A 22,579-nucleotide genomic window follows, 5' to 3' on the forward strand; every position below is an offset into this window, starting at 1 on the left:
AGGCCTGTCCGGCCCCGGAGGAAGGCGTCATCACGCCCGTTCGGGGGCGGCGCCGCGAGGCCGTGTCGCTCGTTGGGATGTATAGGAAAGGGGCGACGTCAGACGCCGCCGACCGGCAGGAGCGCCGCCGCGATCACGCCGATGACCTCGGACCGGTTCGACTCGATGAAGAAGTGCCCACCCGGGCAGACCCGCATCCCGAACGCACCGGTGGCGTGCGCCCTCCAGGCCCCGGCCTCCTCGATCGTGGTCTCCGGGTCGCGGTCGCCGACCAGCACGGTCAGCGGGCAGCCGACGGCCGCACCGGGCTCGCCCCGGTAGGAACCCGCGACCCGGTAATCGGCCCGCACCACGGGCAGCAGCATCCGCATGAGCACGGCGTCCGCCAGGACGGCCGCGTCCGTGCCGCCGAGCCTCCTCAGCTCCGCCACGATCTCCTCGTCCGTGGGCGGCCCGGCCTCCTCGCCCGCGGGCCGGGCTTCGAGGGCCTCGCGGTGCCGGGAGGGGGCCCGTCGGCCGGAGACGAAGAGCGCGACGGGGGCGCGGCCGCGCGCCTCCAGCCGGCGCGCCACCTCGAACGCGATCGCACCCCCCATGCTGTGCCCGAACAGCGCCAGCGGCCGGCCGGGCCGGTCCGCGAGCGCGTCCGCCACCCCGTCCGCCAGCTCGGCGACGGTGCGGCCCGGCGGCTCCCAGCGGCGGTCCTGCCGGCCGGGGTACTGCACGGCCAGCACCTCGACCGACGGGGCGAGTGCCTCCGCGAAGGCGACGTACGCACTCGCCGACCCGCCCGCGTGCGGGAAGCACACGAGAGGGACGGCGCGGTCCGGCGAGGGACGGAAACGCCGGATCCACAGCTCGTCGTCCTCGCTCCGGATGGTCAAGGCGTCCGTCCAATCCCGTCGCGGATCCCCGGCGTACGTCGGCGACACCCTGCCAGAGCGCCGGGGCGGGACACAAAGCCCGGACCGGGCCCGGATGCAAAAAAGACGGGCCCCGCACATCGAAATGATGTGCGGGGCCCGCCCAGATCCTTCGGCAACAATCGGCCCGGAGGCCGGGTTGTTACTTGTTGATCTTGACGACCTGGCCGGCGCCGACGGTGCGGCCACCCTCACGGATGGTGAAGCGCAGGCCCTCCTCCATCGCGACAGGCTGGATCAGGTTGACGGTCATCTCGGCGTTGTCGCCGGGCATGACCATCTCCGTGCCCTCCTTGAGGGTCACAACACCGGTCACGTCAGTCGTACGGAAGTAGAACTGCGGACGGTAGTTGTTGAAGAACGGGGTGTGACGGCCACCCTCGTCCTTCGACAGGATGTACGCCGTGGCCTCGAACTCGGTGTGCGGCGTGACCGTACCGGGCTTGATGATGCACTGGCCGCGCTCGACGTCCTCGCGCTTGATGCCACGGAGGAGCAGACCGACGTTCTCACCGGCCTGGCCCTCGTCGAGCAGCTTGCGGAACATCTCGATACCGGTGACCGTGGTGGTGGTCTTCTCGGTCTTGATGCCGATGATGTCGACGGTCTCGTTGACCTTGAGGACACCGCGCTCGATACGACCGGTGACGACGGTGCCACGACCGGTGATCGTGAAGACGTCCTCGATCGGCATCAGGAACGGCTTGTCGACGTCACGCTCGGGCTGCGGGATGTTCTCGTCCACGGCCTTCATGAGGCCGAGGAGCTTCTCGCCCCACTCCTTGTCGCCCTCGAGCGCCTTGAGAGCCGAGACCTGGACGACGGGGCAGTTGTCGCCGTCGAACTCGTACTCGGAGAGGAGCTCACGGACCTCGAGCTCGACGAGCTCCATGATCTCCTCGTCGTCCACCATGTCGGCCTTGTTCAGGGCGACAACGATGTACGGAACGCCGGACTGGCGGGCCAGGAGCACGTGCTCCTTGGTCTGCGGCATCGGACCGTCGGTCGCGGCGACCACGAGGATCGCGCCGTCCATCTGGGCGGCACCGGTGATCATGTTCTTGATGTAGTCCGCGTGACCCGGGCAGTCGACGTGGGCGTAGTGACGCGACTCGGTCTGGTACTCAACGTGAGCGATCGAGATCGTGATACCGCGCTGACGCTCTTCCGGCGCCTTGTCGATCTCGTCGAACGGCGTGAAGGGGTTCAGGTCCGGGTACGCGTCGTGCAGCACCTTGGTGATCGCCGCGGTAAGAGTCGTCTTACCGTGGTCGACGTGACCGATGGTGCCGATGTTGACGTGCGGCTTAGTCCGCTCGAACTTCGCCTTCGCCACTGTTCCTCCTACGGAGTGGTTCTGTACGCCTTACTTCAACGGCGCCAGGTGATCTTTGCTGGGGTGCCGTCCGCCGGGGCATCCGCCGCATTCCTTCGGATTGCTGCGGTATGCCCCGACAGTCGGTGTAAAGCCTAAAGCGTGAGCTTCGCGTGCGAAGACGCGGAGTTACTCGCCCTTGGCCTTCGCGATGATCTCCTCGGCGACGTTCCGCGGAACCTCGGCGTAGGAGTCGAACTGCATCGAGTAGCTTGCGCGACCCGAGGTCTTGCTGCGGAGGTCTCCGACGTAGCCGAACATCTCCGACAGCGGAACCAGGCCCTTGACGAGCTTGGCGCCGTGACGGTCCTCCATGGCCTGGATCTGGCCACGGCGGGAGTTGATGTCACCGATGACGTCACCCATGTAGTCCTCGGGGGTGGTGACCTCGACCGACATCATCGGCTCGAGAAGAGCCGGGGACGCCTTGCGAGCACCCTCCTTGAACGCCATGGAACCGGCGATCTTGAAGGCGAGTTCGGACGAGTCGACGTCGTGGTAGGCACCGTCGAGCAGCGTCACCTTGACACCGGTCAGCGGGTAGCCGGCCAGCACGCCGAACTCCATGGCCTCCTGGCAACCCGCGTCCACGGACGGGATGTACTCCCGCGGGATACGGCCACCGGTGACCTTGTTCTCGAACTCGTAGCCGTCGCCCTCGAGGGGCTCGATGGCCATCTGCACCTTCGCGAACTGGCCGGAACCACCAGTCTGCTTCTTGTGCGTGTAGTCGATACGCTCGACGGCCTTGCGGATCGTCTCGCGGTACGCGACCTGCGGCTTACCGACGTTCGCCTCGACGCGGAACTCACGGCGCATACGGTCGACCAGCACGTCGAGGTGCAGCTCGCCCATACCCGCGATGATGGTCTGGCCCGTCTCCTCGTCCGTGTGGACCTGGAAGGACGGGTCCTCCTCGGCGAGACGCTGGATGGCGACACCCAGCTTCTCCTGGTCGCCCTTGGACTTCGGCTCGATGGCGACCTGGATCACCGGGGCCGGGAAGTCCATGGACTCGAGGATGACCGGCTTGCCCGCGTCACAGAGGGTCTCACCGGTGGTGGTCTGCTTCAGACCCATGACGGCGACGATGTCACCGGCACCCACCGACTCGATCTCCTCACGCTTGTTCGCGTGCATGCGGTAGATCTTGCCGATGCGCTCCTTCTTGCCCTTCACGGAGTTCTGCACCTGGGTGCCGGTCTCCATGCGGCCCGAGTAAACCCGGACGAAGGTGAGCTTGCCGAGGTGCGGGTCGCTCATGATCTTGAAGGCAAGACCGGCGAACGGCTCGTCGTCGGAAGGCTTGCGCTTCACGACCTCGTCGGGGTTGTTGACGGCGTGGCCCTCAACAGCCTCGATGTCGAGCGGCGACGGCAGGTAGCGCACGACCGCGTCGAGCAGGGGCTGGACGCCCTTGTTCTTGAACGCGGTGCCACAGAACACCGGGGTGACGGTGACGGAGTCGGCGCTGCCACGCGAGGCCAGCGTGATGCGGCGGATGGCCGCCATCAGCTGCTCCTCGGTGGGCTCCTGGCCCTCGAGGAAGAGCTCCATCATGGCGTCGTCGTGCTCGGCGACACCCTCGAGGAGCTTGCCGCGCCATTCCTCGGCGGCCTCGGTGTGCGTGGCCGGGATGTCGACGACGTCGTACATCTCGCCCTTGGCGGCCTCGGCGGACCAGACCAGAGCCTTCATCTGGACGAGGTCGACCACGCCCTTGAAGTCGGCTTCGGCACCGATCGGGAGCTGCATGACCAGCGGCACCGCACCGAGGCGGTCGACGATCATGTCGACGCAGCGGTGGAACTCGGCGCCGGTGCGGTCGAGCTTGTTGACGAAGCAGATGCGCGGCACGCCGTAGCGGTCCGCCTGACGCCAAACGGTCTCGGACTGCGGCTCAACACCGGCGACGCCGTCGAACACCGTCACGGCACCGTCGAGGACGCGCAGCGAACGCTCCACCTCGACGGTGAAGTCGACGTGGCCCGGCGTGTCGATGATGTTGATCGTGTGGTCGACGTCGTTCAGCGGCCAGTGGCAGGTCGTCGCGGCAGACGTGATCGTGATGCCGCGCTCCTGCTCCTGCTCCATCCAGTCCATCGTGGCAGCGCCGTCGTGGACTTCACCGATCTTGTACGAGACACCGGTGTAGAACAGGATCCGCTCGGTGGTGGTCGTCTTGCCCGCGTCGATGTGGGCCATGATCCCGATGTTGCGGACCTTGGCCAGGTCAAGCGAAGTGGTGGCCATATGGCTCAGTCTTCTCTCGGTCTCGATGTGGGTAGCGACTACCAGCGGTAGTGCGCGAAGGCCTTGTTGGACTCGGCCATCTTGTGCGTGTCCTCACGCTTCTTGACCGAAGCGCCGAGACCGTTGGAGGCGTCCAGGAGCTCGTTCATGAGGCGCTCGGTCATGGTCTTCTCGCGACGGGCGCGGGAGTAACCGACGAGCCAGCGCAGCGCCAGGGTGGAGGCGCGGCCCGGACGGACCTCGACCGGCACCTGGTAGGTGGCGCCACCGACACGGCGGGACTTGACCTCGAGGGCCGGCTTCACGTTCTCAAGCGCGCGCTTGAGGGTGATGACCGGGTCGTTGCCGGTCTTCTCGCGCAGGCCTTCCATGGCGCCGTACACAATGCGCTCGGCGGTGGAACGCTTGCCGTTCAACAGGATCTTGTTGATCAGCGAGGTGACAAGAGGAGAGCTGTAGACCGGGTCGATGATGACCGGGCGCTTCGGGGCGGGGCCCTTACGAGGCATTCTTACTTCTCCTTCTTGGCGCCGTAGCGGCTGCGAGCCTGCTTGCGGTTCTTGACGCCCTGGGTGTCGAGCGAGCCACGGATGATCTTGTAGCGAACGCCCGGCAGGTCCTTCACACGACCGCCACGCACGAGCACGATGGAGTGCTCCTGGAGGTTGTGGCCCTCACCCGGAATGTAAGCGGTGACCTCGATGCCGCTGGTCAGACGCACACGCGCGACCTTACGGAGCGCCGAGTTCGGCTTCTTCGGGGTGGTCGTGAAAACGCGCGTGCAGACGCCACGACGCTGGGGCGAACCCTCGAGTGCGGGCGTCTTGTTCTTCTCGACCTTGTCCTGCCGGCCCTTTCGGACCAGCTGCTGGATCGTAGGCACCGTTTCTCCGGTTTCTGTGTGCCGATCACGATAAAACTAACCTGGGGTTTCGCCGACCCACGCGGTCGGGTGTGTCGAAGGCTGCAGACCCCCGCCGGACGACGGGTTGGTGCAGATTTCGGCGTCTCTGACCGCTACGGTCTGGGCCCCTCGTACGGTCAAAAGGCACGCACGAGAGCCCAGGGACACCCCAGGCACAAGGTCAGAGCGTACCTACCGCATGGGCTGCGGTCAAAACAAATGCACACGCGGAGGACACCCTGATGTGCAGCGTATGTCGCCGATCAGGGAGCCCGCGCGGCTCGGGTCCACCGCACCCCACCGTACCGCTGCCGCCCAGGCGCCCCAAGGGTCCCGGCCGGGTCCCGGCCGGCCGAGACCGGACGTTGCGGCTCCGTTCCGGGGCCGCGCACCGCCCGGACGACGGGCCGGGGACCGCGTCGGCGGGGCGGGCACGCGACACGGCTCACAGCGGTGCGCGCCGGGCGGGCGACGACACCCACGGGTGACGCACGGGGATGGTCACGTCAGGCGGCGTCGCGCAGCGGGCGAATCACCCTGAATCAGTCAATCGTGACAAACGACTACGCCCAACGGCTGACGCGAGCCGATCCGGGCCGACGTGGCCGACTCGGCTGACCGGGTGCGCGCTCAGCGACGGCGCTCAGCGACTGGCCGAGACACCCCGCTGGACGCCACCGTGCGCGTCGGCCGGGCGGACCCCGCCCACCGCGATGATCATTTCGGTCATCTCGACGAACTGCCGCCGGTGACTGTCGGGGATGCCGAGCAGGTCGGCCGCCTCGGCGGGCGTCACCCGTCCGGCGCCGGGGCCCGAGGCCGCCGCGCCGCTCCGGCCGGCGCCGGGCAGCGGCAGGTCGTCCGCCGTCACCCTGCCGGACTCGATCAGCATGTCGCGCAGCCCCACGCCGAGCACGCGCGCCAGCGCGCGCATCGTCTCCAGGTCCGGCAGGCTCTGCCGCTGCAGCAGCCGCGTCACCGCGGCCCGATGCACGCCGGCGTCCTCCGCCAGCCGGGACCTGCCGCCGCCCCGCGGGCTGTCGATGTCGTATCCGCGCTCACGCATCAGACCCTCGACCCAGCTCGCGAAACGCTCCATATCCGAGCCTTTTTCGCCCATAACACGCTCTCCCTCCGCAACAACAGACCCTACCGTCCGATCGCGCGCGCAATAACCAGAATGCGGTGCGAGCGCGCAACCCGCTACCCCGCAGCCCATAATTCGCGCCACTTGACTAGTAAATGCCCCCGTGGGGCCGTGGTGAGCAGCACATCCTGATCGTTTGTTGCGCTCCCGCACGCAAGCTCGGTAACGTTGATTGCGCAACCGCAACAAGGGTCACGGGGGCCTCCGCAACCCCTCCCCTGCCCTGAGAGGGACCACCTGCCATGCCCGCATCCGCGCTCGTCCACACCACCTTCCACGGGGACGCCTACCCCGCCGCCGCCCGCCCGGCCGACTGGCGCACCCACGCCGCCTGCGCCGGCCTCCCCGACGAGACGGTCTTCGCCCGCCGCCCCAAACCCGCCCTGCCCGCCCTGCGCGCCTGCGCCATCTGCCCCGTTCGCCGCCGCTGCCTGGAGACCGTCGCCCCGGCGGAGAGCTGGTTCGACGGGGTGAGCGGGGGGCGCCTGTGGCGCAACGGCAGGGAAGTGAGGATTCCCGCGGACCTGGACCCGGAGCGGGACCTCGCCGTCGACCACCCGGACCACCCGTAGGAGCAGCCATGACCCACAGCCCAGACCGCTCCGACCGCGCCGCCGTGCCCGACCGCGCGTCCCTGCCCGACCGCGCGTCCCTGCCCGATCAGCCGGATCAGCCCAACCGGCTCAACCGTCCCGACCCGGCGGGGGTATGGCTGGGCATCCTGCTCCGCCAGTTCCCCGAGCTGAGCCAGGAGCTCGCCCCCAGCCGCACCGCCCGCCCCTCCCTCACCGGCGGTGGCGGCCGGGGCGGAAGGCCGACGGCTCCCGGCGCGCCCATCCGCCTGTTCATCTCGGACACCATCCGCGACATCACCGACGGAGTGGTGGAGCTGGAGGAAGCGGTCTGCGAGAAACTGCGCGTCCCGCGCCCGCAGCGCGGCACGGTGGAGCAGCGGCTGACCAGACTGCTGGGCCTGCTCGACCGCGTCTCGGCCCAGCCGGTGCTCGCCGAACACGTACGGGGCGAGGCCCGCCGCATGGCCCGCCGCTGTTCCCTGGCCCTGGGCGACGCCGAGACCCCGGTCCGCGTCAGCGGCCGCTGCCAGTACTGCGACTCCGTCTCCCTGCGCGTCTTCCCCCACCGCGAGACGGTCCTGTGCGTCAACCCCGGCTGCCGCTGCGCCGACCCGGCCTGCACCTGCCGCACGGACGCCCGCCACCGGCATTCCTGGGTCCGCGCGGAGTGGCGGCAGCTCGCGGAGGCGACGGACGGCGACCTGGCGGAGCTGACAGCCGCCCAGGACGGTGCCGAGGACGAGGACACGACCACGGAGGGTTCCCGATGACGACAGCGCCTATGTACGTACCGGCGTCCGCTCTGGTGACGACGGCAATGGCGGCGGAAGAGGCGGCGGTGGTCCCGGACACCATCCGCAAGTGGGTCCAGCTCAAACACCTGACCCCGGCGGGCCGCCGGGGCCGGACACACCTGTTCCGCCTGGAGGACGTCTTCGCGGCGGAGCGCGCGACGCGCAGGGCACACGAGCGCCGCGCGCGGGCGTGATCCTGTCCCCGCTCCTGTCCCCTATATACGCAGGGCGTCTATATAAAGGAGCGCCCCGCAGCCGAGAAGGCTGCGGGGCGCTCCTTACGCACTCCGGGCCGGCCGCCCTAACGGACTCGGGGCGGCGGCGAAGAATCGTTCCCGCTGGGGCTGCCGCCGGAGGGACCGCCCCCGTTCATGGTCCCCCACGAGGCCATCCGCACCACCTGAGCACCCGCCGAGGCGTCCTCCCCTACCGCCTCGATGGCTTCCTGCCACCCACTGACGAACCCACTGAGCTCGGCGGCGTCGACGGCCCTGTCCGCCACCTTGCCGACGACGGCGGCCAGCGCCTGGGCGACCTCGCCGGTGAAGACCCCGGCGGACCCGGATTCGGCGGCCACCTCCACGGTGGCGGCCACGACCTCCGCGAGCCGCTCGCTGTGGACACTCACCGCGTGCCCCCTCCGCACCCCACGACCGACTCGCTCATGCCACCCCCAGGTGCTATTGGCCGACTCATATGCCCCTCCGTGACGCCTCCTGTGCATCTGTCGTGAGATACCCGGGAGTGTGCGCGATCGCCCATTAATCTAACCCGCCGGTCTGACACTCCGTCCCCTCAGGGGGACAGTCCGCGACATCGCCCGCCCACCCCGCTCGAACATGAGATCGTTTCATGCGTGCAGGGGGCACGCAGAGGGGTGGGGAGAGGATATGTGGGGACGCAGGCGCAACGCGGAGGCCCGGCTGCTGGCGGAAGCCGAGGAGACGCTGGCGTATGTGATGCAGGTGGCGGAAGATGCCCACCAACTGCTGCGGGACGCGCGCGTCGGGATCGAAGACGCCCACAACCAGGTCTCGGCGAAGCTCGGCTTCGGCGACGGGCTGCCGGTGAACACGGTGCGCACCCAGCTGGCACAAAGCCAGGCCACCTGGGACAGCGTGGACTCGATGATCGCCACGTACGAGGACATGCGCGCCTCGTGGTGCGACGTGGCAGACACTGACTTCGAGGCGATCAAGGCTGCCGCCGAGTTCTTCACGGAGTACAGCCAGAACTGCGCCTCCATGGTGCCGGACCTGGAGGGTGCCACGGAATCCCTCCTCGGCCTACGGAACACGCTTCTGGAGCTGCGCGACAAGGTGGCCCCGATCAGGGCACGCGCCCACGCCGCGATGGCGGCAGCCGCCAACGAACTCGCCTGGGACGGCCCGGCCGTCCAGGGCCGCTTCGCACTGGAGGCCAGGCTCAACGCGGTCGGCGACCGCCTGCGCGCCTTGGACGCGGGCCACATAGAGGTCGAGCCCGACCGCAAGGTCACCGACTGGTACCGCGACGTGGAGGCGGAGATCGCCGAAATCCGCGACGCGGTACCGCGGTCGGCGTACTGAGCGTGCGGCGCGGCTGGACAGCAGGCGAACGCCGGCAGAAGGGAAGAACGTTGGAAGACCTAGCCTCGTACGAGGGCTGGCGGAACCGCGACGTCGAGATACCGCGAACCCCTGGGGCGCCGACGCTCCTGGAGGTGCGCTCGATGGGCTGGTACAGCATGTTCATGGCGCACGGGGTAGAGAAGACCCCGCAACGCGAGGTGCGCGGTCCCGTAGCAGCGCTGGCGATAGGGAGGAGGCCACAGCGCCTTCTCCTCGGGCGGAAGTACACCCACGTGCACATTCAACGCCTCTCGTCCTCGAGCAGTGGAGGCGGATTCGCTCGCTGGCGAGTACGGGTTCTGCCGCTCGAAGCCGCTCGGGAGATCTCCGGAAGCGTCCGAGGTCGAACGAACGACGTCCTGTGGTGCCCGGCAGGGCTACGAACCGTCAACTTTGCATTTGATCGAAAGACCGCCGACGGCGGTTCGGTGATCACCCATATGGCGCCGGACGGAAGGACCGTCACCACGGTCATGCAGTTCGGAACGGTCCGAGGGAAGATGAGGATTCCCGGCCCTGGATATCTACGCATCGAATCACTCGGCCCCTGGGAAGTCTCGATCTAGACTCCGCCCGGCGGCACGGTGCGAGGTGTACTCATGGCTGTTTCGGAGCGGTTCTGACTTCCCTGCTGGCGGTGCCGTTGCTCCTCTTGCTCATGCCCCTCCTGCCGACGTGACGTCTACATCCCGGCCAACGTGCGCCTTCACCGAGCCGGGGTTCACCGGCTTGAGCGCACGCAGCCCTTACCCACTTCCCCTCCCGCCCCGAAGGCCCTCCACGCCACCGGGCCGAAGGTGAGGACGGGCCCGCCCGGGTCCTTCGAGTCCCGGACACCGATCACACCAGGGGCGCGGGCGACCTCCACGCAGTTGGAGTCGGTCCCGCTGTAGGTGCTCTTGAACCAAAGGGCACACGTCAGGTCAACGACAGATAACACGGCTCGTCAGTCCCCTAAGTCTCTGTAGTCGTAGCAGGCGCGGCGCAGCGGGTCCCGCGATGCCGGAGCGCCGCACCTGCACACACACTGCACCCACCCCTGGCTGGTCGCATACCGTGTGAAGCGGCAAGGGTGTGAAGCTCGACGGCCGGAGGGCAGACATCGTGAGCAACAGCCGGTGGATCAGCAGCTCGATGCCGTATCTGACGCCGCGCGGCGCCGGCGGAGGCGACGCCTGGAGGGCCGAAGCCGCAGCTCAGGGCCGACGCGGAAGCCAGCGCATCATCCACGCCGGGGAGGTCGCGGCACCACCGGATGTCGCCGAGCTGCTCGGGCTGCCTGACGGGGATTCCGTCGTCGTGCGCCGCCGGATGATGTATCTCGACGACCGGCCGAACGAGCTGACGGACACCTACTACCCGGCGGACATCGCCCGCGGCACTCGTCTCGCCAAGACAGCCAAGATTCCCGGCGGAGCAATCACCCTGCTCGCCGAACTCGGGTACGTGGGTGCGAAGGTCCGCGAGGACGTGATCGCCGGGATGCCGAGCGACGGAGAGCGGGAACTGCTTCAGACAGCGGCGGACGAACCAGTTCTGCGTTTGACGCGACTCACGCTCGACAGCCGGCAGCGGCCGTTTCAGGTCGACATGATGACCATGCCCGCCCATCGCCAGCGACTGCGTTACGAGATCACGATCGGATGACCGTGCCCAAGGCCGAGGCGGACTCGCAGGACGGGCGCTCTCTGCACGGGCGGATCGCCGCCGATCTGCGCGACGAGTGAGCGCCGTTCTCCACGCAGGCCTCGCCGCCCCGGCGGCGAGACCACCGAGCCCTGAACTCAGCTCATCTGCGAGTTCACGTGGTCGATCACCTCTTTGAACTTCTGCGTCGGCGAGAAGTCCACGAACTCGCAGTCCTCAAGCGCCTCCGGCGCATGGCCGGCGGCCCAGTAGAAGGCCTGGCCCGCTTCGTAGATCTCGTCACCGTGCTTCGTCTTCAGCTTCAGACGCCCCTTGAATATGTAGCCCCAGTGCGGGCACTGGCAGAGGTCGTCCGGGAGGCCCTTCAGGGCCGGCGCCATGTCCGTTCCCTTGGGGAACCGGATGAACGCGGCGCCCATGTCGCCGCCCAGGTCCTTCATGCGCAGTTCGACGCCGTCGCCTTCGAAGCCGACAGGGGCGTCTTCCCTTGTGGTCGAGGTCATCACTCCTCCCTTCCCGGCCCGGGAGGGGCCCGAGAAGCCTTCCTTCTTCCAGTCTGGTCCTGACGGCTGGGCCACGCGAGATCTGGGCCGCACCGCCGGCCGTCCGGTCCTTGGGGGTTTGCAGGGTTATGGACCGCCGGAGAAGGCATCGAAACCGCTTTATCGCAGGTCAGGCCTGTGCAGATCGGAATCCGGTCTGCATAATCGCTGCCATTCGACGGAGGGACGACGGTGACGGCACAGCGCTGCCCTGACTGCGGTACGGAGCGGGACGCGGACAGCGGCCCCGGCTGCGGGTGCGCGCTGCGCGCGGGCGTGGACGCGGACGCCGTGACCGGGGGCTTCGATCCGTTGCGGATCAGGCCGTACGTCGCCCAGCCGGGGGTCGGGCCGTATGAGGACACCACGGCCGTGAGCATCACACCGGATCACGAGGCCGGCGCCGCCCCGGAGGACCTGGGCCTGTTCGCCCACCCCGCTCCCGGCGAGAGCAGGCCGCAGCGCGCCGACAGCCCGCGCGGACGCCGACGGAGCCGGAAGCGCCCTCTGGCCGCCGTGGCCGGGGCGGCGGTGGCGGTGGTCGCCGTCTGCGGCGGCCTGCTCGCCGCCGGCCTGCTCGGCGGCGATGACGAACGCGATCAGGCACGGCCGAACGACCTCGCGGGCGGCCCCACGGCGAACGCCTCCACCGGGGATGCCACCAAGGGCCCGACGCCGTCGGGCTCGGCCTCCCGGGCGACCGCGAAGGCGTCCGCGTCGCCGTCGCCGGGCAAGAGCGCCGACGCGAAGACGAGCGCGTCGCCCTCGGCCTCGGGAGCCCACCCGGCCTCGGCACGGACGCCCGTTCTCGCCGACGCCTCAAGCAACGCCTCGGCACCGTCGGGTGCCACGGCCCGCACTGCCCCGCCGTCGGACAACACGGCGGCCACGCTGAAGCAGGGCATGCGAGGCCCGGACGTCCTGGAGATGCAGCAGCGGTTGAACGAGGAGGGCGGCTGGCTCCTGGCTCCGGATGTCGTCCGGGAGGACGGCCACTACAGCGGCGAGGACGGCCACGCCGTGGCGGACTTCCAGCGGGACAACGGCATCAAGGGTGACCCTTCGGGCGTCTACGGCCCGAACACGCGCCGGGCGCTGGAAGCGATGACCAGCGAGCCGTAGCCGTGACCCCACGGGCCGGTGATTGCGAGCTCGAAACTTCTAGTTGCGTGCTCGCGCGATCTCGTTCACAATAAGTGCAGCGGCGGAGCTGCGCCCACAACAGGGCGGCGGCTACCGCCGCTTCGCGTTGGGCGGCCGGTGCATACGGGCCGCATACGGCAGCCCGCTCTCCCTACCGCACCGCTCGCCTCCGCGCCGCGCCGCACGCGCCGGCCGCCCGACGCACCCGCCGCCCGCACGAAAGGAGACCGCATGTGAATGAGGCCCTGCTCTCGTTCCCCGATGTGGAACGCCTCATCGTCGAGAACCTGAAGTACCGGCCGGAACTGGCCGGGGTGGTTGTCGACAACCGTCCGCCCAACGGCTTCGACGGTACGCAGAAGGTGGTGCTGGTCTCCCGGACCGGCGGCGCCTGGGTCGACGATCTCCATCTCGACCAGCCCCTCGTCGAGTTGGAGGTCTACGGACCGGACAAGACGACGGCACACACCGTGTCGCTGTCCGTCCGCGCCGCGCTCCTCCAGCTCCGCGGCACCGTCTACGGGACCGCGGTCGTCACCGACGTCGTCGAGACCGAGGCCGTGCGCTGGCTGCCGGACTACAACCGGCCCGCCGGCAATCGCTACCTCACCACAGTGCGGTTCTCGCTCCGCCCGGCCTGACCGGACCGAGCACCCGCGCTTTCCCCACAGGCCCTGCCGCACACCGGCGGGGCCTTTGTCGTACCCCGCACCACCTCACACATCACTCTCATCAAGGAGAACCCCCATGCCCGGTATGAACCCGAGCGAGATCCGCGTTGCCGGCACCGGCCGCATCCTCGTCGCCAAGGTCGGCACCGACGCCCCCCTCGACACCACCACCGAGTGGAGCGCGGCCTGGCACGACCTGGGTTACACCAGCACCGACGGTGTGAAGTTCGGCCGCAAGGGCAAGACCGCCAACATCGACACCTGGCAGTCGCTCACCCCGGCCCGCACGATCTACACCGAGCGCGAGCTGACCCTGAAGTTCGGCATGCTCCAGCTCAACGAGGACACCCTGCCGTTCTTCTTCGGTGGCGGCGACGTCGCCGAGACCGCCCCGAACTCGGGCATCTACAAGTACGAGATCCAGAGCGACCAGGGCGAGGACGAGCGCGCCCTGGGTCTGGAATTCACCGACGGCGCCGACGTCCGCTACCGCTTCGTCGTGCCGCGCGGTCTGGTCACGGTCAGCGATGACATGGACCTCAACCGCAAGGGTGCGGTCAAGCTGGGCGTCACCTTCACGGCGATGGCCTCGAAGGCGGGCGCGCCGCTGGCGACCTGGCTGATGAAGGACAAGGCGTTCGCGGCCAAGTAAGGCCGTAGTCCGGCCTTTCCCGCGGATCTTTCCCGCGGACCACATGAACAGGGCCGCCGCCCCGCGCTCTCCCCGACGCGGGGCGGCGCCCGACCCTTTACTTCTCTTCTCTCAAGGAGCAGCACCATGTCCGGATTCGACGTCAACGCGGCCCGCGCCCAGCGCATGGAGGCCCACGGCAAGTCGTGGTCGTTCCAGCTCGACGGCGACACCTTCGAACTCCCCACCGAGATCGGCCACCGCACGGCGCGCGCGCTGCGCGACCTCGACGACAACGACGTCGACGGGCTGCTGGGGCTGCTGCTGGGCGAGAAGCAGTTCAAGCTCTTCGTCGAGCATGACGTGACGATGCAGGACATCGCCGCGATCCTTGAGGCGTACGGCAAGGAGACCGGGCTCGGCCTGGGGGAAGACTGAGCCTCGACGCGTTCGTAGAAGAACACGCCGAGGCTCTGGAAGCCGATCTGCTGCGGCATTACGGCGTGGACTTGCTGGACTGGCACCGGGGGTCGCTCTCGACGCGACGGCTTTCGGTGCTGGTCAAGCACATGCCACGCGATAGCGCCGTGAACCGTGATTTGCACGGGGAAGCCGTGGAGTGGGATGCGTCGACGCATTTGCTTGCGGCGGCGGTTGATCACCTGGCGGTGGCCAACTGGATCACTGCCACGATCAACAGTGGCGAGGACTCCGATGGTATGGAATACCCGGATCCCGTACCGAGGCCGAACCTCGCAAACTCGAACCCGGAAACGGATTCACTCCGTGACGAAGGCCTCGACTCTGACACGCTGCCGGCACCAGCCGATCTGGCACGATTCTTCGCTTGAGAAAGAGATTGACGGGCTCAGCGCCCCGCCCCTCGCTTTCCACTTGTCAGGAGATTACCCACCTGATGAGGACGTACAAGATGGGCAGCGCGCCGATCACTCCAGCAAGCACTTCACCCCTCAAATGCTCGAAGCGGGGATGATGGGAGGCGAGAAAGACCTGGTGCGGCCTCTTCAGGTCATAGGAAATCAAGACCGTGGACCCCACTTCGGCGACTACACCCTTGGCGCGCAGTAGAACCTTCCGGTCCTCGCCGGCTACAGGGCTTCGACTGAGCAGGTGCCGCACCACACCACCTGGCTCATCGTTCAGCGCCTGACAATCAGCAGGGACCGTCACTCTTCTGCGGTAAGCGAGGGTGTCGGCGAGAGCCAACACCGCCCCGAACAATAGCCACGCGCATCCGAACGCAAATATCAACCAGACGGCAGCCGACAGGGGACCTTCGAGTGCTTCAGCTCTCACTTGCGGTTTTCCTTGCCTCGCGAACAGCAGAAATCGGGCATATGTTCGCCAACACTAGAGCCTGGCCTGACCACCCGTCAACCCGATGCACACTCGCATGACTTCAGAATCCGAAAGGAGTGAACGCTCCGGTCATGACAACACCAACGATCGAGGATCGACTCAGCAAAGTCGAAAGCGATCTGGCCAATAAATCAGCCAAGCCAGCCGACATAAAGAACGACGCACCATCCGTAAACTGGACCGACTGGAAAGTAAACTGGAGCAAGTGGGTCGAAATAATCGTCGTTACCAAGATAACGGCGATATTCACGCTGGGCCTCCCCAAGCTCTTCAGCATCGACACCGCGATCGAGAAGCAGTTCAAGCTCGAGCGCAACAAATGGGGCTTCCTTTGGAAAAAGCCCGAGAACCCTCTGGACGAACAGGTCCTGCGCATAGACGCACTGGAACCCGAGGTGCGCCGAAACACGACAAACATACGTCTACTGCAGGGTGCCGACCGAAATATTCACCTACGCATCGACGGAATCGAAAGACGTCGGTCCGAAACCCGCAATCAAGTGAGTACCGGCGACCGGGCGCAACGCCGCCCGACGCCTGTCGGCGGAAATGAGGCTGCTCGAATACGCGACCTCGAACTGCGTGTCACGAACCTGGTGCGCGCACTGGGTTAACCGGGTAACCCACCAGTCGCCCGGATGACCAACTGAATTGGGGTAGAACGTGTCCCTAGTGCAATCCCTCGGCAGAGCCTCCGGCGCTGCCCGAGGTTTCAAAACCAACCTGGAAGGCGCCGGCCGCTCCGCCGGCACCCTCGGCAAGCAAGCCGGCACCGCCAACACCAACGTCGGCAAAATCAAGAACTCCGCCAAGCAGTCCACCCGCGAGCTCAAGGGCATGAAGACCGCCGCCGACCAGGCGGCGAAGTCGGTCGCCAAGGTCGGGAAGGAAGCCGGCAAGGGCGGGCAGTCCATGGGCAAGTTCCAGGGCGGGCTCAAGAAGGCCGACGGTGGGTTCAAGGGGCTCAACAAGTCCATGAAGGGCAACGTCATCGGGACGCTGCTCGAACTCTTCGCACCGCTCATCGAGAAGGTCGTCACCATGGCGTCCAAGTCGAAGGCGATGCAGAAGGTCATGAAGGTGGCGTTCGACGTCATCGGCAAGGTCGTCTCGACCGTCATGAAGGCCATCGGGCCCATCATGAGAGCCACCGGGAAGATCATCTCCGGTGTGTGGAACGGCATCAAGGCCGCGATCCTGCCCATCGCCCTGTGGATCGGCTCCGCCATCCCCGGTGCGTTCAACACCGTCAAGGACGCGCTGTCCAGCGCCTGGGGCGGGCTGTCCCGCTTCGCGGGTGGTGTCTTCGACGGGATCATGTCGGCGGTCAAGTCACCGCTCAACGGTGTGATCAGCCTGATCAACGGTGCCATCGGCGCGCTGAACGGCATCAAGGTCTCCATCCCCGGCTGGGTGCCCGTCGTCGGCGGCAAGACCTTCGGGGTCAGCATTCCCCGGATCCCGATGCTCGCCGAGGGCGGCATCGTCGCGCCGCGCAGCGGCGGCGTGCCCGCGATCGTCGCCGAGGCCGGTGAGTCCGAGGCCGTCATGCCGCTGTCGAAGCTCGACCGGCTGCTGACCCGTACCGCCGTGCAGTCCCGTCTCGCCTCCGCCGGCGCGCTCGGCAACGGCACGCAAGGCAATGGCTTCCACATCGAGAACTACTACGCCACGTCGTCCAGCGACCCCAAGGACACTGCCATGGCGCTGATGTTCCTCGCCAAGGCCCGCGGGTGAATCGCGTGAAGGCAGTCCCCGTTCCCGAGGGGAGGAAAACCCACCATGGCGGCAGCGATGGCCATCGCCCGAGCCCCGCGCAACCCACTCGCCAACTCCGCTGGAGCCTTCCGTAACTTCGGTACCGCCCTCAGCCAGGCCACCCGCGCGATCCGTACCGGCCAGACCGGCATCCGCAACGCCTCCCGTGCCGCCGACCGCATCAAGTCCTCCACCGGTCAGGCCGGCAAGGACGTCAAGCAGTTCGGCACCGGGGCCACCGCCGCCGGGCGTGCCGCCACCGCGCTCGGCAAGCAGGCCGGGACCGCCAACGCCGGCATCCTCAAGTCGAAGACCGGCGCCCAGCAGTCGACGCGGCTGCTGAAGAACATCAAGCGGCAGTCCGACGGCGCCACCAAGTCCATCGCCCTTCAAGGCAAGGGCGCGGGCATCATCGGGCGCATCACGGGGGTCCTCGGCGGCAATCTGAACATCGCCTCCAAGGTCATGACGGCCGTCAACCTCGTCATGAAGACCAACCCCTTCGTCCTCGTCGCCACGCTCCTCGCCCCGTTCGCCGTCCAGCTCATCGAGTTCGCGATGGATTCGGAGCTGGGTCAGCAGCTCATGGAGACGGTCTTCACCACCGTCGGCGACCTGATCGACGCGGCGCTGACCGTGATCGTCCCGGTCGTCACCGCCTATGTCACGGTGATCAAGGGCGTCTGGGACGCGGTCGGCAATGTCATCAAGCCCGTCGTCAAGTGGGTCACCAAGTCCATCCCGGACGGGTTCCACAAGGTCAACTCCGCGATGGAGAAGGCCCTCCACGGCATGGGCGACTTCCTCCAGACCGGGTTCCAGATGGTCGTCGGCGTCGTCAAGGGTCCGCTCAACGGGCTCATCGCCTTCGCCAACTGGGTGATCGACGGTCTCAACAGCCTCAGCTTCAGCCTCTTCGGCAAGAAGTTCGGGGTGCACCTGTCGAAGATCCCGATGCTCGCCCAGGGCGGCGTGGTCACCCCTCGCGACGGCGGTGTGCCCGTGATCCTCGCCGAGGCCGGCGAGGCCGAGGCCGTTCTGCCGCTGTCGGCGCTCGACCGGCTGCTCGCCCGCACCGCCGAGGCCGCCCGCTCGGTGCCCGGCGCCCGCCCGGCGCCCCGGCGCATCGAGAACTACTACGAGCCCGAGAACCGCGGCTCCCACGGCATCGCCGAGGACCTGCTGTTCCTGGCGCACACGACGTAAACGAGAAGGTGAGGGCCACGCAACCCATGCCCCCGACACAAATGAACACGGCCACCGCACCCCCCGGCTCACTGATCACCCGTGATGGGCAGATCCAGTGGGCCGGACTGCTTTTCGGCCCCGGTACCGACTACGAGATCGCCGACAGCGGGCTCACCGGCTGGGCCGACCTGCCCGGCCTCGACAGCGGCGACGTCCTGCGCCCCGACCAGCACGGCGCCTGGCCGGGCTCCCAGTGGTCCCAGGCCCGTACCGTCACCGCGCCCGTCTGGCTGCTGCCCGACCAGCCGTCCCGGGCGGCGGCCGTCGCCGCGCAGTTCCGGGCCGCCACCTCCGTGCACAGCGGCGAGCAGTGGCTGGCCGTGCGGCTGCACGGCGAGACCCTCGCCTGCCGGGCCCGGGTCAACCAGCGTTCCATCCCCCAGGACCGGATGTTCGTGACGCACGGCGCCGCCAAGGCCACCGTGCAGTGGGTCTGCGCCGATCCGCGCCGCTTCTCCGTCGACGAACAGACCGAACGGACCGGCCTGCCCACCCCCGAACGCGGCCTCGGCTGGGACCGGGAGCAGGGCCTGAAATGGCCGCTGAACTGGGGAGACATCACCTCCACCGGCATCGTCACCGCGGTCAACGACGGCGACGCCCCGGCGAACCCCGTGATCGAGTTCCGCGGTCCGGTGCGCCGCCCGTCGCTGACCCGCCTCAGTGACGGCCTGCGCATCGAGTACGACCTCAAGCTGGCCGCCTCCGATGTGCTGACGATCGACACCAACGCGGGCACGGTCGTGCTCAACGACTCCGCCTCCCGCATCCACACCGCCACCGCCTGGTCGACGCCCGAGCAGCTCTTCCAACTGGAGCCCGGCTCCACCGCGTTGGCGTTCCGCGCCGCGCCCGGACCGGTCGACCCCGCCGCCTCGGTGGCCGTCACCTGGCGCAACGCGCACTGGTAGGAGTCCGCCTCCTTCCACCACGGAGCCCGCCTCCTTCCACCACAGAGGCCGCCGCCTTTCCGACCACAGGGCCCGCCGCCTTCCACCACCCCGCACACCACCTGGAGAACGGTATGAACATCCGCAGTGCTTGGCTGCTCAACTCCACCGACGCCGACGGCGGCCAGACACGGGTCGACACCCGGCTCGCCCCGCTCGGCACCATGACCCCGAACGGCGTCCTGAGCTCGCGCGACGGGGTGATCCCCGGTTCCGTCGGCGGCAACGAGGCCATCTCCGGTCTGCGTGTCTTCGGTGACACCGCGGGCATGAGCGCCAAGGTGGCTCCGGGCCGCGCCGTCGTGCAGAGCACCGAGGTCGCCGGCGCCTACCCCGTCGTGTGCAGCGAGCACACGAGCGTCACCTTCGGGGACGGCGACCCGGGCTACCCCCGCGTGGACCTCGTCGTGCTGCGCATCTACGACGCCCAGCAGGACGCCTCGAACCAGACGGCCGCGGTCATCGAGGTCGTCCAGGGCATACCGGCGGCCAACCCCGTCGCACCGAAGACACCGCTCGGTTCGCTGGCCCTGGCCGAGGTCACGGTCCCCAAGGGCGCCTCGTCGGGGACCGGCGGCATCAACTGGGCGACCGCCGTGAAGGACCGGCGCCGGGCGACCGTCGCGGTCGGCGGCATCATCCCGCTCGGCTGGGGCCTGGGCTTCGACGGCGCCTACCCCGGTCAGTACCGCGACACGGGCGTGGGGCTGGAGCGCTGGGACGGCCAGAAGTGGATGCCCTACCCGCAGCGCCCGTCCTGGCAGGACTACACGCCGATCTGGCGGGCCACCCAGGGCCCGCCGGTGAACCTCGGCAACGGCTCCGTGACCGGCCGCTACATCCAGGACGGCCCCATCGTCCACTTCCGCGCCGAGCTCACCATCGGCTCCACCACCACGTGGGGCGGTTCCGGCAGCAACGGCAACTGGTACCTCAGCCTCCCGGTCCGTCCGGTCGCCAAGCCGGTCCACACGGTCAACTTCCGGGCCCGCATCGGCGGCGAGTCCAACGGCTACTTCCACGGCGGCGCCGAGATCAGCGCCTCGTACGAGGAGAAGGGCGTCGCCCGCAGCTGGTCCGCCGTCCAGGCCTCCGGCAAGCCCACCGGCTTCTGGGTCGACGGTGACGACCCGATGCCGCCCGTCGCCAAGAACTGGTACGAGGTGTACGGCACCTACGAGGCCGCCGTATGAGGCGGACGACGCCGGCGGCGGACGTGACCTACCGCGCCCTCTTCTGCGATCTCCGCACCGACCGGGTCATCGACTCGCTGCCCCTCACCGAGGTCGAGTTCGACGACTTCATCGGCAAGCCGGGGCAGCTGCGTGCCACGGTCCCGCTCCCCGACACGGCCCTCGCGCAGCGGGCCCGTGCCGCGCTCCAGCCCGGCCGCACCGCGGTCTGGCTGGAGCGCGGCTCCGACATCTGGTGGGGCGGCATCCTGTGGACGTGCACCCCGGCGGGTGACGAGCGGGGCCGGCTGAGCGTGCAGATCCAGGCGGGCACCTTCGACTCCTACCTCGACCACCGCATCCTGGGCCGGGACCGGAGCTTCTCGACCGTCGACCAGTTCGAGATCGTCCGTGCCCTCGTCCGGCACGTCCAGTCCCAGCCGGGCGGCGACATCGGCATCACCTACGGGGACGACTTCTCCGGCGTGGTGTGGAACCGCCGTTACGCCTATACGGACCTGGCGCGGGTGCGGGAGCTGATCGACCAACTGGCGGCCATGCAGGACGGGTTCGAGTGGCGCGTCCAGTGCTTCCGCGACCCCGAGACGGGCGCGCGGGTCAAGAAGCTCCAGCTCGGCCATCCGAAGATCACGACGGGTGACGCGGACATCGTGCTCGACCGGCCCGGCCAAGTCCTCACCTACAGCCTGCCGGCCGACTCGACCGTGCAGGCCAACGTCTGGATCGCCCGGGGCGAGACCGCCAACCGCAACCAGGCCTCCGACTCGCTCCCGGAGATGTCCGTCCCCGCCGTCGCGACCGAGGACCTCGACGCGGGCTGGCCCCGCCTGGAGAACTCCTCGGACCACAGCGGTGTCTCGGAGCAGGCGGTCCTGAACAGCGCGGCACGGGCCGAGCTGGCCCGGGCCCGCAGGCCGCAGATCATCCCCGAGGTGACCATCCGCGTGGACGGGCGGATCACCCCCGCGCTCATCGGCGCGTCCGTCCGGCTGCGCATCCGCGACGGCTGGCACGTGGACGGTCCGGACCTGCGCTACCGCGTCGTGGGCCTGACCGTCACACCGCCCGCGCGCGGCAGGAGCGAGACCGCGAAGCTCTATCTGGAAGAGGCATAGATGGCCGCGATCCCCACCGATCTCCTCGACCGCATCCGCTCCCTGGAGCGGCAGGTACGGGCGCTCATGGGCAGCGCGAACACCCGCCCCGCCATGGACCGGGTCAGCGGCGGCAACGTCGTCATCAGCGACGGCGGCCAGCTGGCCGTCCGCAACCGCGACGAGCAGAAGGGCGCCGAGCTGCTCTACATCGGGCAGGTCTCCCCCGCCCGGCCCGACGGGGAGCAGCAGGGCTTCTTCGTCCGCCGCGACGACGGCTCGAAGGCGCTCACCGTGCACGCCGAGGCCCCCGACCTCCAGCCGAGCCAGTCCGTGAAGGTCTTCGACCGCAAGGGCAACGCCCTCTTCGCGGACGACACCACGGGGGAAGGGCTGGCCCGGCCGTACATCCCGTATCCGATGCCGACGCCGGAGAACACCCGCCGCTGGGAATCCACCGACTCCACCGAGTGGACGACGCTCTACAGCGGCGAAGCCATCGCCCAGCACCCGAACCTCTACTGCCTGATCGCCGCCACGGCCGGCGGCGAGGTCCGGCTGCTGGTCAACGACGCCCAGGTCGGACCGGCCGGCCCGGGGCCGCTGGAGTTCACCGCGCCCATCGGGGCCGCGTTCGACAGCCGTGTGACCTTCCAGGTCCAGGCCCGCGCGACCGCCGCGGGCGGCGCCGTCTCCTGCCGCCCGCGCGCGCTGTACGGCGTCCAGTCCTGACCTTCTCCC

General features: G+C 68.5%; 28 protein-coding genes. 18 read left to right on the forward strand and 10 right to left on the reverse strand.

The annotated features are described in order from the left end of the window. Window positions 1–98: 98 nt before the first annotated feature. From JO379_RS15120 to JO379_RS15145, 6 genes are all read right to left on the reverse strand, one after another. Complete coding sequence (locus JO379_RS15120; RefSeq protein ID WP_130878981.1) at window positions 99–884, reverse strand: thioesterase II family protein; 786 nt, start codon at window positions 882–884, stop codon at window positions 99–101. Window positions 885–1,065: 181 nt separating this feature from the next. Further along, complete coding sequence (tuf, locus tag JO379_RS15125; protein ID WP_130878980.1) at window positions 1,066–2,259, reverse strand: elongation factor Tu; 1,194 nt, start codon at window positions 2,257–2,259, stop codon at window positions 1,066–1,068. A 168-nt stretch (window positions 2,260–2,427) separates the two neighbouring features. Beyond that, window positions 2,428–4,551 carry an elongation factor G gene (gene fusA / locus JO379_RS15130; protein ID WP_130878979.1) on the reverse strand — a complete coding sequence of 708 codons (2,124 nt, stop codon included), beginning with the start codon at window positions 4,549–4,551 and terminating at the stop codon, window positions 2,428–2,430. Between the two features lie 38 nt (window positions 4,552–4,589). Further along, a complete protein-coding gene (gene rpsG / locus JO379_RS15135; RefSeq protein WP_130878978.1) occupies window positions 4,590–5,060 on the reverse strand; it encodes a 30S ribosomal protein S7 in 471 nt (156 codons plus the stop codon). 2 nt (window positions 5,061–5,062) lie between these two features. Next, the gene (gene rpsL, locus JO379_RS15140) at window positions 5,063–5,434 is read right to left on the reverse strand and encodes a 30S ribosomal protein S12 (protein WP_003948652.1); all 372 of its coding nucleotides are present in this window, start codon (window positions 5,432–5,434) and stop codon (window positions 5,063–5,065) included. A 664-nt stretch (window positions 5,435–6,098) separates the two neighbouring features. Continuing rightward, entirely contained in the window at window positions 6,099–6,554 is a 456-nt protein-coding gene (locus JO379_RS15145; RefSeq protein ID WP_372449084.1) for a helix-turn-helix domain-containing protein, read from the reverse strand. 290 nt (window positions 6,555–6,844) lie between these two features. Here JO379_RS15145 and JO379_RS33695 point away from each other — a divergent pair, with 290 nt between their 5' ends. From JO379_RS33695 to JO379_RS15160, 3 genes are read left to right on the forward strand one after another with little or no spacing between them, the layout of a single operon-like run. After that, window positions 6,845–7,174: a WhiB family transcriptional regulator gene (locus JO379_RS33695; protein ID WP_130878975.1), complete on the forward strand. Its 330-nt coding sequence runs from the start codon at window positions 6,845–6,847 to the stop codon at window positions 7,172–7,174. Window positions 7,175–7,182: 8 nt separating this feature from the next. Next, window positions 7,183–7,947, forward strand: a complete 765-nt coding sequence (locus JO379_RS15155; RefSeq protein ID WP_242626156.1) for a hypothetical protein — start codon at window positions 7,183–7,185, stop codon at window positions 7,945–7,947. Then, entirely contained in the window at window positions 7,944–8,165 is a 222-nt protein-coding gene (locus tag JO379_RS15160; RefSeq protein WP_242626155.1) for a hypothetical protein, read from the forward strand. The genes JO379_RS15155 and JO379_RS15160 overlap by 4 nt, the downstream gene beginning before the upstream one ends. A 107-nt stretch (window positions 8,166–8,272) precedes the next feature. On the opposite strand, the gene JO379_RS15165 is transcribed toward JO379_RS15160, so the two are convergent. Then, window positions 8,273–8,599 carry a hypothetical protein gene (locus JO379_RS15165; RefSeq protein ID WP_242626154.1) on the reverse strand — a complete coding sequence of 109 codons (327 nt, stop codon included), beginning with the start codon at window positions 8,597–8,599 and terminating at the stop codon, window positions 8,273–8,275. A 262-nt stretch (window positions 8,600–8,861) separates the two neighbouring features. Between JO379_RS15165 and JO379_RS15170 the strand changes: the two genes are divergently transcribed. Beyond that, window positions 8,862–9,539: a hypothetical protein gene (locus tag JO379_RS15170; protein ID WP_209515337.1), complete on the forward strand. Its 678-nt coding sequence runs from the start codon at window positions 8,862–8,864 to the stop codon at window positions 9,537–9,539. Between the two features lie 50 nt (window positions 9,540–9,589). Next, window positions 9,590–10,147 carry a hypothetical protein gene (locus JO379_RS15175; RefSeq protein WP_209515339.1) on the forward strand — a complete coding sequence of 186 codons (558 nt, stop codon included), beginning with the start codon at window positions 9,590–9,592 and terminating at the stop codon, window positions 10,145–10,147. A gap of 155 nt (window positions 10,148–10,302) precedes the next feature. On the opposite strand, the gene JO379_RS15180 is transcribed toward JO379_RS15175, so the two are convergent. After that, window positions 10,303–10,521: a DUF397 domain-containing protein gene (locus JO379_RS15180; protein ID WP_372449085.1), complete on the reverse strand. Its 219-nt coding sequence runs from the start codon at window positions 10,519–10,521 to the stop codon at window positions 10,303–10,305. 194 nt (window positions 10,522–10,715) lie between these two features. Between JO379_RS15180 and JO379_RS15185 the strand changes: the two genes are divergently transcribed. Beyond that, window positions 10,716–11,228, forward strand: a complete 513-nt coding sequence (locus JO379_RS15185; RefSeq protein ID WP_245382144.1) for a GntR family transcriptional regulator — start codon at window positions 10,716–10,718, stop codon at window positions 11,226–11,228. Window positions 11,229–11,365: 137 nt separating this feature from the next. On the opposite strand, the gene JO379_RS15190 is transcribed toward JO379_RS15185, so the two are convergent. Continuing rightward, window positions 11,366–11,731 (reverse strand): cupin domain-containing protein, encoded by a 366-nt coding sequence (locus tag JO379_RS15190; RefSeq protein ID WP_130878971.1) that lies wholly within the window; start codon window positions 11,729–11,731, stop codon window positions 11,366–11,368. A 231-nt stretch (window positions 11,732–11,962) separates the two neighbouring features. On the opposite strand from JO379_RS15190, the gene JO379_RS33925 reads away from it, so the two are divergent. The 5 genes from JO379_RS33925 (at window position 11,963) to JO379_RS15215 (ending at window position 15,066) form a co-directional block, all read left to right on the forward strand. Next, window positions 11,963–12,892, forward strand: coding sequence for a peptidoglycan-binding domain-containing protein (locus tag JO379_RS33925; protein ID WP_209515342.1), 930 nt, complete (start codon window positions 11,963–11,965; stop codon window positions 12,890–12,892). 254 nt (window positions 12,893–13,146) lie between these two features. Continuing rightward, entirely contained in the window at window positions 13,147–13,554 is a 408-nt protein-coding gene (locus tag JO379_RS15200) for a hypothetical protein (protein ID WP_130878969.1), read from the forward strand. A gap of 106 nt (window positions 13,555–13,660) precedes the next feature. Continuing rightward, complete coding sequence (locus tag JO379_RS15205; RefSeq protein WP_130878968.1) at window positions 13,661–14,236, forward strand: phage tail tube protein; 576 nt, start codon at window positions 13,661–13,663, stop codon at window positions 14,234–14,236. Window positions 14,237–14,362: 126 nt separating this feature from the next. Then, complete coding sequence (locus JO379_RS15210; protein WP_130878967.1) at window positions 14,363–14,653, forward strand: hypothetical protein; 291 nt, start codon at window positions 14,363–14,365, stop codon at window positions 14,651–14,653. A gap of 65 nt (window positions 14,654–14,718) precedes the next feature. Beyond that, window positions 14,719–15,066, forward strand: a complete 348-nt coding sequence (locus JO379_RS15215) for a hypothetical protein (protein ID WP_209515345.1) — start codon at window positions 14,719–14,721, stop codon at window positions 15,064–15,066. A 46-nt stretch (window positions 15,067–15,112) separates the two neighbouring features. Here JO379_RS15215 and JO379_RS15220 read toward each other — a convergent pair whose 3' ends face one another. Continuing rightward, on the reverse strand, window positions 15,113–15,532 hold the full coding sequence (locus tag JO379_RS15220) for a hypothetical protein (RefSeq protein ID WP_209515347.1): 420 nt from the start codon (window positions 15,530–15,532) through the stop codon (window positions 15,113–15,115). Window positions 15,533–15,666: 134 nt separating this feature from the next. On the opposite strand from JO379_RS15220, the gene JO379_RS15225 reads away from it, so the two are divergent. From JO379_RS15225 to JO379_RS15255, 7 genes are all read left to right on the forward strand, one after another. Beyond that, window positions 15,667–16,209 (forward strand): hypothetical protein, encoded by a 543-nt coding sequence (locus JO379_RS15225; protein WP_209515350.1) that lies wholly within the window; start codon window positions 15,667–15,669, stop codon window positions 16,207–16,209. 49 nt (window positions 16,210–16,258) lie between these two features. Next, window positions 16,259–17,332 carry a phage tail family protein gene (locus JO379_RS15230; protein ID WP_209515353.1) on the forward strand — a complete coding sequence of 358 codons (1,074 nt, stop codon included), beginning with the start codon at window positions 16,259–16,261 and terminating at the stop codon, window positions 17,330–17,332. A gap of 45 nt (window positions 17,333–17,377) precedes the next feature. After that, the gene (locus JO379_RS15235; RefSeq protein WP_209515355.1) at window positions 17,378–18,559 is read left to right on the forward strand and encodes a phage tail family protein; all 1,182 of its coding nucleotides are present in this window, start codon (window positions 17,378–17,380) and stop codon (window positions 18,557–18,559) included. Between the two features lie 26 nt (window positions 18,560–18,585). Further along, window positions 18,586–19,512 (forward strand): phage distal tail protein, encoded by a 927-nt coding sequence (locus JO379_RS15240; protein WP_209515358.1) that lies wholly within the window; start codon window positions 18,586–18,588, stop codon window positions 19,510–19,512. Window positions 19,513–19,625: 113 nt separating this feature from the next. After that, window positions 19,626–20,744 carry a hypothetical protein gene (locus tag JO379_RS15245; RefSeq protein ID WP_209515361.1) on the forward strand — a complete coding sequence of 373 codons (1,119 nt, stop codon included), beginning with the start codon at window positions 19,626–19,628 and terminating at the stop codon, window positions 20,742–20,744. Further along, window positions 20,741–21,859 (forward strand): hypothetical protein, encoded by a 1,119-nt coding sequence (locus JO379_RS15250; RefSeq protein ID WP_209515364.1) that lies wholly within the window; start codon window positions 20,741–20,743, stop codon window positions 21,857–21,859. The genes JO379_RS15245 and JO379_RS15250 overlap by 4 nt, the downstream gene beginning before the upstream one ends. Beyond that, window positions 21,860–22,570, forward strand: coding sequence for an NHL repeat-containing protein (locus JO379_RS15255; RefSeq protein ID WP_130878960.1), 711 nt, complete (start codon window positions 21,860–21,862; stop codon window positions 22,568–22,570). Window positions 22,571–22,579 lie beyond the last annotated feature (9 nt).

It is taken from the genome of Streptomyces syringium (assembly GCF_017876625.1).
Lineage (GTDB): Bacteria > Actinomycetota > Actinomycetes > Streptomycetales > Streptomycetaceae > Streptomyces > Streptomyces syringius.

Excerpts from the sequence above, each read along its gene's own strand:
- fusA (WP_130878979.1), bottom strand. The coding sequence starts at position 4,551 with ATGGCCACCACTTCGCTTGACCTGGCCAAGGTCCGCAACATCGGGATC.
- JO379_RS15205 (WP_130878968.1), top strand. The coding sequence starts at position 13,661 with ATGCCCGGTATGAACCCGAGCGAGATCCGCGTTGCCGGCACCGGCCGC.
- JO379_RS15255 (WP_130878960.1), top strand. The coding sequence starts at position 21,860 with ATGGCCGCGATCCCCACCGATCTCCTCGACCGCATCCGCTCCCTGGAG.
- JO379_RS15190 (WP_130878971.1), bottom strand. The coding sequence starts at position 11,731 with ATGACCTCGACCACAAGGGAAGACGCCCCTGTCGGCTTCGAAGGCGAC.
- JO379_RS33695 (WP_130878975.1), top strand. The coding sequence starts at position 6,845 with ATGCCCGCATCCGCGCTCGTCCACACCACCTTCCACGGGGACGCCTAC.
- JO379_RS15185 (WP_245382144.1), top strand. The coding sequence starts at position 10,716 with ATGCCGTATCTGACGCCGCGCGGCGCCGGCGGAGGCGACGCCTGGAGG.
- JO379_RS15145 (WP_372449084.1), bottom strand. The coding sequence starts at position 6,554 with ATGGAGCGTTTCGCGAGCTGGGTCGAGGGTCTGATGCGTGAGCGCGGA.
- JO379_RS15245 (WP_209515361.1), top strand. The coding sequence starts at position 19,626 with ATGAACATCCGCAGTGCTTGGCTGCTCAACTCCACCGACGCCGACGGC.
- JO379_RS15240 (WP_209515358.1), top strand. The coding sequence starts at position 18,586 with ATGCCCCCGACACAAATGAACACGGCCACCGCACCCCCCGGCTCACTG.
- JO379_RS15160 (WP_242626155.1), top strand. The coding sequence starts at position 7,944 with ATGACGACAGCGCCTATGTACGTACCGGCGTCCGCTCTGGTGACGACG.
- JO379_RS15155 (WP_242626156.1), top strand. The coding sequence starts at position 7,183 with ATGACCCACAGCCCAGACCGCTCCGACCGCGCCGCCGTGCCCGACCGC.
- JO379_RS15170 (WP_209515337.1), top strand. The coding sequence starts at position 8,862 with ATGTGGGGACGCAGGCGCAACGCGGAGGCCCGGCTGCTGGCGGAAGCC.
- rpsG (WP_130878978.1), bottom strand. The coding sequence starts at position 5,060 with ATGCCTCGTAAGGGCCCCGCCCCGAAGCGCCCGGTCATCATCGACCCG.
- JO379_RS15250 (WP_209515364.1), top strand. The coding sequence starts at position 20,741 with ATGAGGCGGACGACGCCGGCGGCGGACGTGACCTACCGCGCCCTCTTC.
- JO379_RS15235 (WP_209515355.1), top strand. The coding sequence starts at position 17,378 with ATGGCGGCAGCGATGGCCATCGCCCGAGCCCCGCGCAACCCACTCGCC.
- JO379_RS15210 (WP_130878967.1), top strand. The coding sequence starts at position 14,363 with ATGTCCGGATTCGACGTCAACGCGGCCCGCGCCCAGCGCATGGAGGCC.
- JO379_RS15225 (WP_209515350.1), top strand. The coding sequence starts at position 15,667 with ATGACAACACCAACGATCGAGGATCGACTCAGCAAAGTCGAAAGCGAT.